The 12,732-nt window shown below is 45.1% G+C and carries 13 protein-coding genes; 10 read left to right on the top strand and 3 right to left on the bottom strand.

What is annotated here, in order from left to right; genetic code table 11:
• Positions 1–195 precede the first annotated feature (195 nt).
• Positions 196–1,821: a 2,3-bisphosphoglycerate-independent phosphoglycerate mutase gene (gene gpmI, locus FCL46_RS14540; protein WP_136807487.1), complete on the top strand. Its 1,626-nt coding sequence runs from the start codon at positions 196–198 to the stop codon at positions 1,819–1,821.
• 52 nt (positions 1,822–1,873) lie between these two features.
• Positions 1,874–2,422 carry a ribosome biogenesis factor YjgA gene (gene yjgA, locus FCL46_RS14535; RefSeq protein ID WP_136807489.1) on the top strand — a complete coding sequence of 183 codons (549 nt, stop codon included), beginning with the start codon at positions 1,874–1,876 and terminating at the stop codon, positions 2,420–2,422.
• 225 nt (positions 2,423–2,647) lie between these two features.
• On the opposite strand, the gene FCL46_RS28265 is transcribed toward yjgA, so the two are convergent.
• Positions 2,648–3,190: a C40 family peptidase gene (locus FCL46_RS28265; RefSeq protein ID WP_228723226.1), complete on the bottom strand. Its 543-nt coding sequence runs from the start codon at positions 3,188–3,190 to the stop codon at positions 2,648–2,650.
• A gap of 152 nt (positions 3,191–3,342) precedes the next feature.
• On the opposite strand from FCL46_RS28265, the gene FCL46_RS14525 reads away from it, so the two are divergent.
• Together FCL46_RS14525 and FCL46_RS14520 are read left to right on the top strand one after the other, a co-directional pair.
• Entirely contained in the window at positions 3,343–3,756 is a 414-nt protein-coding gene (locus FCL46_RS14525) for a gamma-glutamylcyclotransferase family protein (protein WP_167505873.1), read from the top strand.
• Positions 3,757–3,967: 211 nt separating this feature from the next.
• A complete protein-coding gene (locus FCL46_RS14520) occupies positions 3,968–4,915 on the top strand; it encodes a D-2-hydroxyacid dehydrogenase (RefSeq protein ID WP_136807493.1) in 948 nt (315 codons plus the stop codon).
• Positions 4,916–4,983: 68 nt separating this feature from the next.
• Here the strand turns inward: FCL46_RS14520 and FCL46_RS14515 are convergent, their stop codons facing one another.
• Positions 4,984–5,679: an SIMPL domain-containing protein gene (locus tag FCL46_RS14515; protein ID WP_167505874.1), complete on the bottom strand. Its 696-nt coding sequence runs from the start codon at positions 5,677–5,679 to the stop codon at positions 4,984–4,986.
• 172 nt (positions 5,680–5,851) lie between these two features.
• On the opposite strand from FCL46_RS14515, the gene FCL46_RS14510 reads away from it, so the two are divergent.
• From FCL46_RS14510 to FCL46_RS14500, 3 genes are all read left to right on the top strand, one after another.
• Positions 5,852–6,382, top strand: a complete 531-nt coding sequence (locus FCL46_RS14510) for a hypothetical protein (RefSeq protein WP_136807497.1) — start codon at positions 5,852–5,854, stop codon at positions 6,380–6,382.
• Positions 6,383–6,474: 92 nt separating this feature from the next.
• A complete protein-coding gene (locus tag FCL46_RS14505) occupies positions 6,475–6,690 on the top strand; it encodes a hypothetical protein (protein ID WP_136807499.1) in 216 nt (71 codons plus the stop codon).
• 247 nt (positions 6,691–6,937) lie between these two features.
• Positions 6,938–7,495: a cob(I)yrinic acid a,c-diamide adenosyltransferase gene (locus tag FCL46_RS14500; protein ID WP_136807501.1), complete on the top strand. Its 558-nt coding sequence runs from the start codon at positions 6,938–6,940 to the stop codon at positions 7,493–7,495.
• A gap of 105 nt (positions 7,496–7,600) precedes the next feature.
• Here FCL46_RS14500 and FCL46_RS14495 read toward each other — a convergent pair whose 3' ends face one another.
• Positions 7,601–8,287, bottom strand: a complete 687-nt coding sequence (locus FCL46_RS14495) for an IS6 family transposase (RefSeq protein WP_136807503.1) — start codon at positions 8,285–8,287, stop codon at positions 7,601–7,603.
• A gap of 58 nt (positions 8,288–8,345) precedes the next feature.
• Between FCL46_RS14495 and FCL46_RS14490 the strand changes: the two genes are divergently transcribed.
• From FCL46_RS14490 to FCL46_RS14475, 3 genes are all read left to right on the top strand, one after another.
• Positions 8,346–8,636, top strand: coding sequence for a hypothetical protein (locus FCL46_RS14490; protein WP_136807505.1), 291 nt, complete (start codon positions 8,346–8,348; stop codon positions 8,634–8,636).
• Between the two features lie 377 nt (positions 8,637–9,013).
• Positions 9,014–10,573: a toll/interleukin-1 receptor domain-containing protein gene (locus FCL46_RS14480; protein ID WP_136807507.1), complete on the top strand. Its 1,560-nt coding sequence runs from the start codon at positions 9,014–9,016 to the stop codon at positions 10,571–10,573.
• A 170-nt stretch (positions 10,574–10,743) separates the two neighbouring features.
• Positions 10,744–12,711 (top strand): tetratricopeptide repeat protein, encoded by a 1,968-nt coding sequence (locus FCL46_RS14475; RefSeq protein WP_136807508.1) that lies wholly within the window; start codon positions 10,744–10,746, stop codon positions 12,709–12,711.
• The last annotated feature ends 21 nt before the right edge of the window (positions 12,712–12,732 follow it).

Here is a 12,732-nt window from a genome sequence, read left to right as displayed (position 1 = left end):
ATGTTTCTTCTGATAACGTTTATTGCATCAATAGAGCAGGTTATGTTACTTCTGACCGCCACACGTACCCATTAAAATACCACATTGCTTTTAGTGATTGTTAGCATTAAATCTGAACAGTGCTCAGGTCGGGACCATTACTCTAAGCTGTGATCATACATTCAATAATCTCAACTTATGTGCATTGGAGCGAAAATGACATCTTTAAAATTACAGCCCCTTAATGGTTACTCCAGTTTTGACGGTCCGGTAGTAATGATTGTTCTGGATGGAGTAGGGATCGGGAGCCAGGACGAACGCGATGGCGTATATATTTCCAACACACCTGTTCTTGATGAGTTATTTAAAGAAGAATTGCATGTAAATCTTAAAGCACATGGTAAAGCTGTCGGGCTGCCTTCTGATGGGGATATGGGAAATTCTGAAGTTGGCCACAACGCGCTCGGTGCAGGTCGGGTTTTCTCGCAAGGTGCAATGCTTGTTAATGAGGCGCTGGAATCTAAAAAGGTATTTACAGGCAAAGCATGGTCCGAGTTGATGAGCAGAGCCGAAAAGGGAGGCACCCTGCATTTTATCGGTCTCGTATCTGACGGCAATGTTCATAGCCATATTGAGCAGCTCTATTCACTTTTAGATGGTTGTGTTGAGAGCGGTGCCAAAAAAGTGAGGATACATGCCTTGCTTGATGGACGTGATGTGGGTGCCAAGAGTGCGCTCGATTTCATCGTACCGCTCGAAGAAAAATTGGCCGCGCTTTCAACTGATGGTCGTGATTATCGTATAGCTTCCGGTGGTGGTCGAATGATTACCACTATGGATCGCTATAACGCAAACTGGGCAGTAGTTGAATATGGCTGGAAAGCACATGTGCTGGGTGAGGGACGAAATTTCGCCAGCTGTTCAGAAGCCGTCAGTACATATTACGATGAAGACCCTGATATTACAGATCAATATATGGAGAGTTTTGTCATTACTGAAAACGGCTCACCGGTCGGGACTGTTGAAGATGGTGATGGCGTAGTCTTTTTTAATTTCCGTGGTGACAGGGCTATTGAAATATCAAAAGCTTTTGAAGAGGATACCTTTACAGAGTTTGATCGGGTAAGACGCCCTGATGTTTTTTACGCGGGTCTGATGCAATATGATGGTGACGCGCATATACCAGCAAACTATCTCGTTGAGCCACCAGCAATAGATAATACGATGGGTGAGTATCTGTGCGGTGCTGGTGTGACATCCTATGCGATTTCCGAGACCCAGAAATATGGTCATGTAACGTACTTCTGGAATGGGAATCGCTCAGGATATATACAGGCTGATCTTGAAACATATGAAGAGATTATTTCTGATTTAGTCCCGTTTGATCAACGTCCCTGGATGAAAGCTGCAGAGATAACCGACAAGGTTATTGCTAAATTACGCGAAGGTGATAAAAAATTTCTGCGTCTGAATTATGCAAATTGTGATATGGTCGGGCACACCGGTGTCCCGGAGGCTATTCGAATCGCCGTCGAAACAGTGGATTTCTGCTTAGGCAGATTGCTCAAAGCTGTAGAAAAGGCAGGTGGGATTGCAGTTATAACAGCTGATCATGGCAACGCCGATTGTATGTGGACAGAGAAAAACGGTAAACGCTCACCGATGGTAGCACATACTCTTAACCCTGTGCCGTTTGTTGTGAAGGACTATAATAACAGTAACAGCTTCGCCCTCGCTGGAGTTGAGGCGCCAGGCCTCGCCAATGTGGCAGGAACGTTGTTTAATCTCCTCGGCTTTCAGAGCCCGGGTGATTATGAGCCTTCGCTCGTTACATTGAAATAGATAGAAAATCAAAAAATAGAATCATCTGGAAGTTCACAGATGTTGAGTAACTATGACAGAATACATAAGCAAATCTGAGGTAAAGCGCCAGTTTAAGCAGACAGAAAAAGTAGCTGAAGAATTGGCAGATTTTACTAACAAAGATCTCAAAAAACTGCCTTGCAGTGATGAGCTGAAAGAAGAAATTATTGCGACCCGCGGGTTGAAAGGCGGCTCACGTAAGCGCCAGATAAAGCATCTTGCAAAGGTTATGCGGCAGGAACCTCTGGATGAAATTTATAATTATCTTCAAGAGAGAAAAGGGTCCAATCTTAAAGATAAAAAATCCTTTCATGAGGCTGAGCGTGTCCGTGATGCGATAATCAGCGAGGCTATCCAGAATCAAGAAGAAACCATGCAGGAACATCGTCAATGGGACATGGATTGGCCTGCTTTTGAAATAACATATGCGGTCGGACATTACCCTGCGTTAGAAGAACAAGAGATACGCAAGATAGTTTACAGCTACGTTAAGACCAGAAACCGCCTGCATTACCGTGAGTTGTTCAGAATGATAAAAGCAGCAATAGATCAGGAAGAGTTAAAAAAGAGAATGAGTTAAAACATTCTCCTGTGAGGGTGCAATCGAATCACTGCAAACCTTCAGCTGCAGCGTTACAAGCCACTTGCGGTAGTTTACTACAGCGACGTGGCTTGTACCTCGGCCTGCGAAAAACTTTCGTGATGAGAAATCCGGTTTGAACATGGTTGAATCATATGGCAGTGATTCGAAGATAGAACAACGCCCGAAAGGGCAGGGGCAAGGATTAGGTTATTGTTCTTCCTACTATAATCTATAGACTCGCGTCGATTTCCAATATGTGTTTTTCCAGTACGGTTCATCGAGCGTGGATATAACCACGCCCTTTGAGCTGGATGCATGGATAAATCTGTTTTCTTCCACATATATCCCTACATGTTTCTGGAAAAAACCGGTTTTGAAAAATACCAGATCCCCTGGTTGCAGTGAATAGCGCGCAACCTTCTTACCCTTCGTAGCCTGCTCAGATACTGTTCGCGGCAGTGACAATCCAAAAACATCTTTAAAAGCCAGAACTGTCAGTCCAGAGCAATCAATGGCATTTTTTGACATGCCACCCAACGCGTACGGTGTGCCTTTCCAGTGATTATAAAACTGATATAATGCTTTACTCGCAGATGTGGGAGATTGGTTTTGTGTTGTCTGGGAAGTTCCATAATACGGTGGGATAACCTTTTTGGTACAACCAGCTGGCAATAACAACAGGAGCAGCAGCGGAAGTGTAATTATCTTCAGCAGCTGTATTGATCTACGAGTTATTTCTGGTTTCTTAAAACCGATGTTGTGCATATCCCTGAATTATGTAAAATCCTTGAGTGGCTAATTGAAGATTCTATGTACCTAACTGATACTATAGAAATTATACTGATAAATCAATCCTTCAATACTATTCCCCAATTGCTGCAGGCATATATTGAAAGATGTTACAAATGGAAATTCGTGTGAATCTATTTACATATGGCACGTTGATGGCTCCTGACATAATGAGGGAAGTATCCGGAACCCTTCTGGAATCTGTGAGCGTTACGTTGTCTGGATACCAGCGCTTTCAGGTTCAAGGAGAGCAGTATCCGGGAATAATCTCAGAAGCCGGACAGAAGGTGACAGGTATTCTTTATCTCAACGTTCCAGCTGATGCCGTTAAACGCCTGGATCTGTTTGAGGGGGAGATGTACAATCGTATTCCGGTTTCTGTAGCCCGGGACAGTGATGGTGAAACCGTATCTGCGATGGCTTATGTATTTAAAGATGAATATGCTCATCGTCTTTCGACATCAGCCTGGGATTTTGAGAATTTTCTTCAAAATGGCAAGCAACTTTTTGAAGACCAATATGGTGGATTTAACGATATCTAGGATCTGAATAGAAACCGGCAAATTTTTTCAAGTTCAAGGTGACTTATAATTTTAACCGTAGGAATACTCGGAGTCTTGTGAGGATTACAATTTGAGACCAGCGAAAGAGCTGGTGAAATTTGCGGTTTTCGGTCGGGTATTATCTAGTAAGCGGCAAATTTGAAAAAAACTGAAGCGATAGAACCACGAACACAATACAAAAGGAAGTGCGATGAAGGCTGTTTTTCTTGATGTAGAAGGTCTTGAAGATTGTAATCTCAATGCGCTCAATGAAATTTGCGGCAGCATTGATATGTACCCGGCAACACAACCTGATGAACTTGCCAGCAGAATTGACGGCGCTGAGATAATCATCTTAAACAAGGTCAAAATTGATAGTGAGACGTTACAATCCGCCACAGCGTTAAAACTTATTTGCGTGGTAGCAACAGGTGTGGATGTCGTTGATCTGAAGGCTGCAAAAGAGGCTGGTGTAACCGTCTGTAACTGCCAGGCGTATGGGATCGATTCAGTGGTTCAGCATGTTTTTAGTTCTATTCTCGCACTGCATACCAGCTTGCTACAGTATAATAAGGCTGTTGGTGAAGGGCGCTGGCAGACGTCCAGGCAATTCTGTTTTCTTGATTATCCGATAATTGAGCTGAAAGGAAAAAAACTCGGAATAATCGGGTATGGCAATCTTGGAAAAGGGGTGGCGAAGATAGCGGAAGCCTTCGGCATGGAGGTTCTTGTTGGCGCACGACCAGGGGCAACGGATGACAGCAGAATGTCAATTGATGAATTACTGGCTGAGGCAGATGTCATCACCTTGCATTGTCCTTTAAATGACGCGACACGAAACCTGATTGATGAGGCGGCGCTTGCCAGGATGAAGCCGACAGCATTTCTGGTTAATGCAGCACGAGGCGGTATAGTTGACGAAATCGCTCTGGCTGCAGCATTAAAAAACGGCATAATCGCTGGCGCAGCTTTTGATGTACTGACTGTCGAACCGCCTAAAGATGGTAATCCCCTGCTAAATAGTAATATTCCCAACCTGATAGTTACTCCGCATGTTGCCTGGGCCAGCAAAGAGGCACGGCAACGAATAATTGCTCAGACAGTAGAGAATATCAAAGGGTATATTAGCAAATCACCTTTACGCGTTGTGAATGGTTAAGCTGAACACTCCCAAGTGTTCTCGTGTTTACAGAGTTATTCAGCTTGTACATGCCTGCGATGGGGATGTTATTGTATCTCGAAATCAACAATAACATCTCCGCGAATCGTTACATTGCCAACGGTGGTTACTGAAGAAGGGTCAGTACTACTTGCTTCTGCCATGCGGAGAGTTCCCGGATGGTTTATTAGCGTCGGAGTTCCTGCCTCGCGAATCAGAACAGGCTGACCCAGTTTGGCTCCGAGTGCTTCAACCATCATTTCTGCTTTTGTTCTGGCAGCTTTCAGTGCCTCCTGTAATGCAAGGTTTTCCAGTTGAGAGGCATCAGTCCTGCCATATTCTGTGTGGCCGACCGCAAGGGCGCTCTCTTTTGATAACGTTTTATGAATTTTGTAAGCGTCTTCAATTGTTTTGACTTTTACCACTAACGAGCAGGCTGAATAATAGCCGAGTAATTCGCGAGAGTTATTTCGCCATTGGTATTCAGGTCCCTGACTGATAACTGAAACGACGAGCTCATCCTTTGTTATACCAAACTCCTGCAGGTCGTTACTGAGGGTGATGAGTTTAGACGTCACCTGGCTATAACTCTCTTCGATAGATATACTGACCACCTTGAGTTGACTATGAATTTTTGCATAATCGGCTTTTACTGTGTTCTCCGAACTGCCTTTCACTGAAATTGCTCGTCCTCTCTCTTCTGCCAGAACGGCGGCAGGAAGTGTAAGCAGAACAAGGATGAGAAGTACTTGACTGATCTTCATGAGGGTTTTCTCCATTGTGTAGTTTTAACTCGTTGCATAATCTTCTTTATGGTAATGGCAGTATCTTTGACATAGCAATACTGTAATAATTCCAATTGATGATATTATAGTAAAGGTTGTTTATGGTATTTGGAAACGCAATGAGTAGACATTTTATATAAAAGAGGAATTTATGGGGCTTGCAGCACTCACAAAAAAGATAGAAAGGCTCAGTCAGACTGGCCTTACCCGCCATGAAATACTGGCTAAACTTGCAGCAGATTCTCCTGCTGATACTGTTAAAATTGCGTATGCCATCAGTGCTATTCCAACACCTGAAAAGCGCAGCAAATACTTACGACTCAATGCAGTCTTCATTGTATTGCTGTTAGCTTGCGCAGTATTGACTTTGCTTTCGGCTTTTCCAATTGATATGACCAAACCGACACTTTTTTTAGCAATTAAGGTGATTGCACCACTTGTCGGCTGCTATTTTGCTTTCAACTTTCATGGAGGAGTTTACAGGATATTAGCCTTGTGGTTCACTTTTGATTTGCTTGAAGCTATTGCACTGTTTAATGCAGCTAATCTGGCATCGGTTTTGAGGGTGCCTGCCCTGATGCTGGCCGTTGCGCTGGCGTTGCTGATTGCTCTGAAAGTGTTTCCGCAATTACGGGTTGTCGGCCCCAAAGCGGATGGTAAAGGAGGCTTTCTGCTGCAATAGTTACAGGTTGAGGTTAAGTGAATACCATGTATGCTATTCTGTACTTTTAAAATACTATTTTAATAAAGATGGATCAGTACTTAAGGTAAGAGATGTCGATTCGAGCAATTGCAAAAGATATGTACAAAGCCCAGCAGAATGTAAGCAGGCTTGAGAAAATGATTGAAACAGCATCATTCACTGAGCAGAATGAGTTGGAAGGTGAGCTGCGAGCGGCCAGGGCCGAGTTGCAGATGCTACGGAGGATTCTTGATGGAGAAAAGGAATCTTCATCTTTTAAGAAAAAATTTCGAGGGTTTGGACAATAGATAGTTTTATGTTGGAACTCAATTAACTGTTTAAGATCATGGCGTTTGATGGTTTCTTTTCGCAGACATATATATGATATTTCGAAGTCGTGTTCTTCGCTTAGGCGAGGTTAAAATATGTCATCTAACGCTGAGTTTGAGCAGGTAAGCATAGACTCCCGATCAACGAAGATATCGAGAGGGGAGTTTCTGTTGATAACGAGATAGTTGAGATTCATTAATAACGTCCTCCCAAAGAGAGCGATAAATGGAAATCACGAAGCTGGAGCCGGAGAAAAGACAAGGAGTTGTTGTAGTTATAACTGGTAACGGTAAAGGTAAAACCACTAGCGCAATGGGAATGGCACTGCGTTCTGCAGGGCATGGTATGAAGGTCTGCATAATCCAGTTTATGAAAGGTGACATCTATTCAGGCGAATGGGATGGCGTAAAACTGCTTGATGGTCTGGTTGAACTAACATCAACAGGTAAAGGATTCTGTGGTATTCAAGGAAACCCTTACCCTTTTGAAGAGCATCGCCAAAACGCCCAGGATGCCATTGAGCTGGTGCATGAAAAAATGGACTCAGGCCAGTTCCAAACCCTCATCCTTGATGAAATTAACAACGCCCTGGATTTAAAACTCGTTGATCTTGATCAGGTCCTTGGGATTCTGAAAAACCGCCCACCTGAATTACACCTCATCATGACCGGAAGAGGAGCGCACCCCGAAATAGTCGAGATAGCCGATACTGTAAGCGAAGTGCGTGAGATTAAGCATGCCTATCGACGGGACATCGAACCACAACCTGGGATTGATTATTAATCGATTGCGGTAACACTGGCAGGGGATGCCGTGCCATAAGGTAGACCTTTTGGTTCTGTCGCAAACTTGCCACAAATCATGATCTCCCCTCTTTTCTCAACTCAATTATGCCGCCAAAGAGTAGAAAATATCTGCTAATTTTTTGACGGAATTATCCTGTGATTGTAGTTGCCTTTTCCGTAACATATGAACTAGCTCAATGCCATTCAATGTGATGCTGGCAGAGTGAAATGATTTAAAGCCGAGCATAGAATTGGTTATTCGCTTTATGCTTCGATGATCCTGCTCAACAATGTTGTTGAGATACTTCACTTGGCGAATTTCAATAGCCGTATCGTTATCACTGTTGAATTCTTCGATTGCAGCCTTATTTGCAGCGCTGCCATCAATGGTGATCTTCTCGGGAAAACCATTATGGTTAATGGCTTTGATCACGAATCGTTTGGCTGCTTTTTTATCCCGCTTTTTAGTCAGCAAGAAGTCGATGGTGTTGCCTTCTTTATCAACGGCCCTATACAAATACTGCCACTGACCTTTGACCTTGATGTAGGTCTCATCCATTCGCCAGCTGGTACCGACAGTCTTCTTCCTTTTTCTGAACTCTGCTTCCAGGATTGGAGTATATTTTACAACCCAGCGTTGAACCGTTGCGTGATCGACCTCAACGCCTCTTTCTTCCATTAGTTCTTCAATGTCACGATAGCTCAGGCTATACCGCAGGTACCAGAAAACAGCTTGAAGAACGATGTGTTTGGGAAAATGGCCACCGTGAAACCTTTCCTCGCTTGCCATTGAGCTACCCCCATGGAAATGAAAATAGCATAGCAGAAGCCGGCAAAGCAGCCAACGGATGAATCAAGTTTGCGACAGAACCGAGCAGACCATTGGTAAGCCGGTAGAGCTAGCCCATCCCAATATTATTTGGATAATGGTGAAGCTTAAAGATCAGGATATTTCGACTGCAAGATTCTTTATTGTTACTGCTCTTCAGATACAAGATGTGTTCATTAAAAGCTACCGAGCAATGCTATCCAAACATGGAGGAATCAGGCCACGCAATCCTCATACCTTACATTGTGCCCTGTTTACAAAAGATTTGATTGGATTTGAGGACAACTGGTCGTTGTTTGAAACCATATAGCCCAGCTGGGATCATCTGATTCACCTTTTTGCCATCACTTCCCAAGGGACCCGCCGCAGATCCGCACGGCACCGATCGACACCGAACACTTTTTGCTATCATTTTCATTGCCGGCGACAAACCAGGACCTGGCAAAATGCAATCAAAAATCTAAATCCGGAGAGACCGCAGATCTTCACCGGCCCCAGGGCGACAACCTAACCAACTAGGTTTTCCCCTGCAGAGCTCCATCAATGATCGTGGCGGGTGCCTGGCTCCCGCTCTTTCTATCATTCACTAGGTTGGAATTTGACACCTTTCGAGAATGCTGGTAATCCAATAATATAACTCGCTGTTGTTCTTCCATATCAAATGAGTACGTTACATTGAGAGGCGTTATGTTGAACGCAGGAAAAACACGAATATTTCTCAGCTACGCCCATGAGGATCTTGACATGGTCTGGCAGATCTACACTGGACTCAAAGAGCGTAACCTCGATGTCTGGTTTGATAAAGAGGAACTGAGGCCGGGACCCTGGAAAAGAAAGATTGAAAAGGCGATCTCCAAAACCCGCTATTTCGTTATCTGCATTAGTGAGGCGGCTCTGAAAAAGACCGGTGATGAGCCGGGGTTTCAGGACGAGGAATTACAACAGGCCTATGAGATTGCCAGGGTACAGCCAACGGAGGCCTTTACTATAGTGCCTATCCGGTTGGAGGATTGCGACCGGGGAGACCACCGGCTTTCGTCCTATCAGCAGTACAACCTGTTTAATGATTTTGAAGCGGAATTAGATCATTTGGCTTTAAATCTCGGTGGGGTATCTTTAGCTGACAAGCTTGCTGAGGATACTCGTACTGATGATGAAAAGATTATTGAAAGCCTGGTGAGCAATGCTGCAGCACTCAATTATGCTGGAGATTTTAGTAAATCGTTAGACGTTTATATTTCAATAACCTTACTCAAGCCTGATTATGCAGACGCTTGGAACGACAAGGGTTGCACTCTCTCTACTCTTGGCCGACAGGAGGAGGCTATAGCGGCATATGACAAGTCTCTGGAGATAAATCTGGTTTCAGCAGTCCCCTGGAACAACAAGGGTAACGCTCTCTCTGCTCTTGGCCGAAAGGAAGAGGCTATAGCGGCATATGACAAGTCTTTGAAGATAGCGCCTGATTATGCAAACGCCTGGTACAACAAGGGTAACGCTCTCTCTGCTCTTGACCGAGAGGAGGAGGCTATAGCGGCATTTGACAAGGCATTGGAGATAAAGCCTGATTATGCAGACGCTTGGTACAACAAGGGTAGCGCTCTCTCTGCTCTTGGCCGACAGGAGGAGGCTATGACGGCATTTGACAAGTCTTTGGAAATAAATCCTGATTTTGCAGACATCTGGAGCTATAAAGGTAACGTTCTCTCTGCTCTTGACCGACAGGAGGAGGCTATAGCGGCATTTGACAAGGCATTGGAGATAAAGCCTGATTATGAAATTGCTTGGTACAACAAGGGTATCGCTCTCTCTGCTCTTGGCCGACAGGAGGAGGCTATAGCGGCATATGACAAGTCTCTGGAGATAAATCCTGTTTCAGCAGTCCCCTGGAACAACAAGGGTAACGCTCTCTCTGCTCTTGGCCGAAAGGAAGAGGCTATAGCGGCATATGACAAGTCTTTGAAGATAGCGCCTGATTATGCAAACGCTTGGTACAACAAGGGTAACGCTCTCTCTGCTCTTGACCGACAGGAAGAGGCTATAGCGGCATTTAACAAGGCATTGGAGATAAAGCCTGACCATGAAATTGCCTGGTACAACAAGGGTATCGCTCTCTCTGTTCTTGGCCGAAAGGAGGAGGCGATAGCAGCATATGATAAGGCTCTGACCATTTTTGAGGAAATCAAATCACCTCTTGCGGATCTTGTTCGTGAACGACGAGCTGACTTGATGGCCGGAACTGAATAACCCAACCGGATTCACCGCGACAGTTTGTCACAGGTACTAGGGCAAAATCTCAATAAATTCTTTTGCTCTCACGTCTTAATTTGACTCTCGCTCACTATCCTGCTAATCAAAAGCTATAACTAGCTGTATTTCTTTCGTTTCAAATAATTTCACACCTATTGTGAGGCATCATGTCCAGAAAAGACAAAACACGTGTATTTCTCAGCTACGCCCATGAGAACCTTGATATGGTGCGCAGGATCTATACAGGATTAATAGAGCGTAATCTTGATGTTTGGTTTGATAAAGAGGACCTGGGGCCGGGATTCTGGAAGAGGAAGATTGAAAAAGCGATCCCGAAATGTCGATTCTTCGTCATCTGCATTAGTGAAGCGGCATTGAAAAAGACCGGAGATGAACCAGGATTTCAAGACGAGGAATTGCAACAGGCCTATGAAATTGCCAGGGTACAGTCAGAGGATTTATTTACCATTGTGCCTATCCGGTTAGAGGACTGTGGTCGGGGTGATAACCGTTTATCTCCATATCAGCAATATAACTTGTTCAATGACTTTGAAGCGGAGTTAGACCATTTGGCAGTAAATCTTGGTGGCATGTCTTTAGCTGAAAAACATGCTGAAGACACACGAACAGAAAATGAAAAAATCATTGCCAGCCTTTTTGGCAAAGCTGAAACGGCCTACTATGTTGAAGATTATCAGAAAGCGTCAGATGTTTTGACTTCAATTACCCTTCTCAAACCGGAGGATGCAAATGCCTGGTACAACAAGGGTGTTGCTCTCTCAGCTCTTGGCAAAAACGATGAGGCTATCGAGGCATATGATAAGGCTTTGGAGACAAATCCTGATACGACAAATGCCTGGAACAACAAGGGGGCCGCTCTCTCAGCTCTTGGCCGCCATGAAGAGGCTATAGCCGCATATGACAAGGCTCTGGGGATACAACCGGAACATGCAGAGGCCTGGTTCAACAAGGGTACAGCTCTCTCAATTCTTGGCCGCCATGAAGAGGCTATAGCCGCATATGACAAAACCCTGGAGATACAACCGGATTTTTCAGTCGCCTGGTACGACAAGGGTTTCGCTCTCGTTACTCTTGGCCGGCACGAAGATGCCGTTGTCGCCTATGATAAGGCCCTGGAGATACAACCTGATTATGCAGTCGCCTGGTACGATAAAGGTAGCTCTCTCAATGTTCTTGGCAGGCACGAAGATGCCTTAGTCGCCTTGGGCCAGGCCTTAGAGATACAACCGGATTTTGCAGATGCCTGGACCAACAAGGGGGTCGCTCTCGATGCTCTTGGCCAGCACGAAGAGGCTATAGTCGCCTATGATAAGGCCTTGGAGGTTCAACCGGACTTTGCAGTCGCCTGGTACGACAGAGGTAACTCTCTGGTTGCTCTTGGCCGGCACGAAGATGCCATTGCCGCCTACGACGAGGCCCTGGAGATTCAATCGGATTTTGCAGCAGCACTGTACAGCAAGGGAAACGCTCTGGTTGCTCTTGGCCGGCATGAAGATGCCATTGCCGCCTACGACGAGGCCCTAGAAATTCAACCGGATTTTGCAGAGACTTGGAACAACAAGGGAAACGCTCTCGCTAATCTTGGACGGCACGAAGATGCCATTGCCGCCTACGACGAGGCCCTGAAGATTCAACCGGATTCTGCAGTCACCTGGAACGGCAAGGGAACCACTCTCGTTGCTCTTGGCCGGCACGAAGATGCCATTGTCGCCTATGATAAGGCCCTGGGGATTCATCCGGATTTTGCAGAGACCTGGAACAACAAGGGTTTCGCTCTCGCTAATCTTGGACGCAAGGAAGATGCCATTGCCGCCTACGACGAGGCCCTACAAATTCAACCGGATTTTGCAGCAGCCTTGAGCAACAAGGGCTGCTCTCTTGCAGCTCTTGGCTGGCATGAAGATGCCATTGCCGCCTCTGACCAGGCCCTGAAGATCCAACCGGATATTGCCGGTTTTTGGTACAATAAGGGTTTAATTCTCATTGCTCTTAACCGCAGGGAAAAGGCGATTGACGTCCTTGAAAAAGCTTTTGAAATTTTCGAAGAGACTCAATCCTCTCATGCTGAAATCGTGCGGGAGATTATTGCAAAACTGAAGGCAGAAATGGAGTGATACCGTATAGCCCATAGTGTT

Origin of the sequence: Desulfosediminicola flagellatus, assembly GCF_005116655.2 — a bacterium.
Taxonomy (GTDB): Bacteria; Desulfobacterota; Desulfobulbia; order Desulfobulbales; family Desulfocapsaceae; genus Desulfopila; species Desulfopila flagellata.
Note: the sequence above shows the minus strand (reverse complement) of the source record. Positions and strands in the feature narration are given on the sequence as shown.

Excerpts from the sequence above, each read along its gene's own strand:
- gpmI (WP_136807487.1), top strand. The coding sequence starts at position 196 with ATGACATCTTTAAAATTACAGCCCCTTAATGGTTACTCCAGTTTTGAC.
- yjgA (WP_136807489.1), top strand. The coding sequence starts at position 1,874 with ATGACAGAATACATAAGCAAATCTGAGGTAAAGCGCCAGTTTAAGCAG.
- FCL46_RS28265 (WP_228723226.1), bottom strand. The coding sequence starts at position 3,190 with ATGCACAACATCGGTTTTAAGAAACCAGAAATAACTCGTAGATCAATA.
- FCL46_RS14520 (WP_136807493.1), top strand. The coding sequence starts at position 3,968 with ATGAAGGCTGTTTTTCTTGATGTAGAAGGTCTTGAAGATTGTAATCTC.
- FCL46_RS14515 (WP_167505874.1), bottom strand. The coding sequence starts at position 5,679 with ATGAAGATCAGTCAAGTACTTCTCATCCTTGTTCTGCTTACACTTCCT.
- FCL46_RS14510 (WP_136807497.1), top strand. The coding sequence starts at position 5,852 with ATGGGGCTTGCAGCACTCACAAAAAAGATAGAAAGGCTCAGTCAGACT.
- FCL46_RS14505 (WP_136807499.1), top strand. The coding sequence starts at position 6,475 with ATGTCGATTCGAGCAATTGCAAAAGATATGTACAAAGCCCAGCAGAAT.
- FCL46_RS14500 (WP_136807501.1), top strand. The coding sequence starts at position 6,938 with ATGGAAATCACGAAGCTGGAGCCGGAGAAAAGACAAGGAGTTGTTGTA.
- FCL46_RS14495 (WP_136807503.1), bottom strand. The coding sequence starts at position 8,287 with ATGGCAAGCGAGGAAAGGTTTCACGGTGGCCATTTTCCCAAACACATC.
- FCL46_RS14490 (WP_136807505.1), top strand. The coding sequence starts at position 8,346 with ATGAATCAAGTTTGCGACAGAACCGAGCAGACCATTGGTAAGCCGGTA.
- FCL46_RS14480 (WP_136807507.1), top strand. The coding sequence starts at position 9,014 with ATGTTGAACGCAGGAAAAACACGAATATTTCTCAGCTACGCCCATGAG.
- FCL46_RS14475 (WP_136807508.1), top strand. The coding sequence starts at position 10,744 with ATGTCCAGAAAAGACAAAACACGTGTATTTCTCAGCTACGCCCATGAG.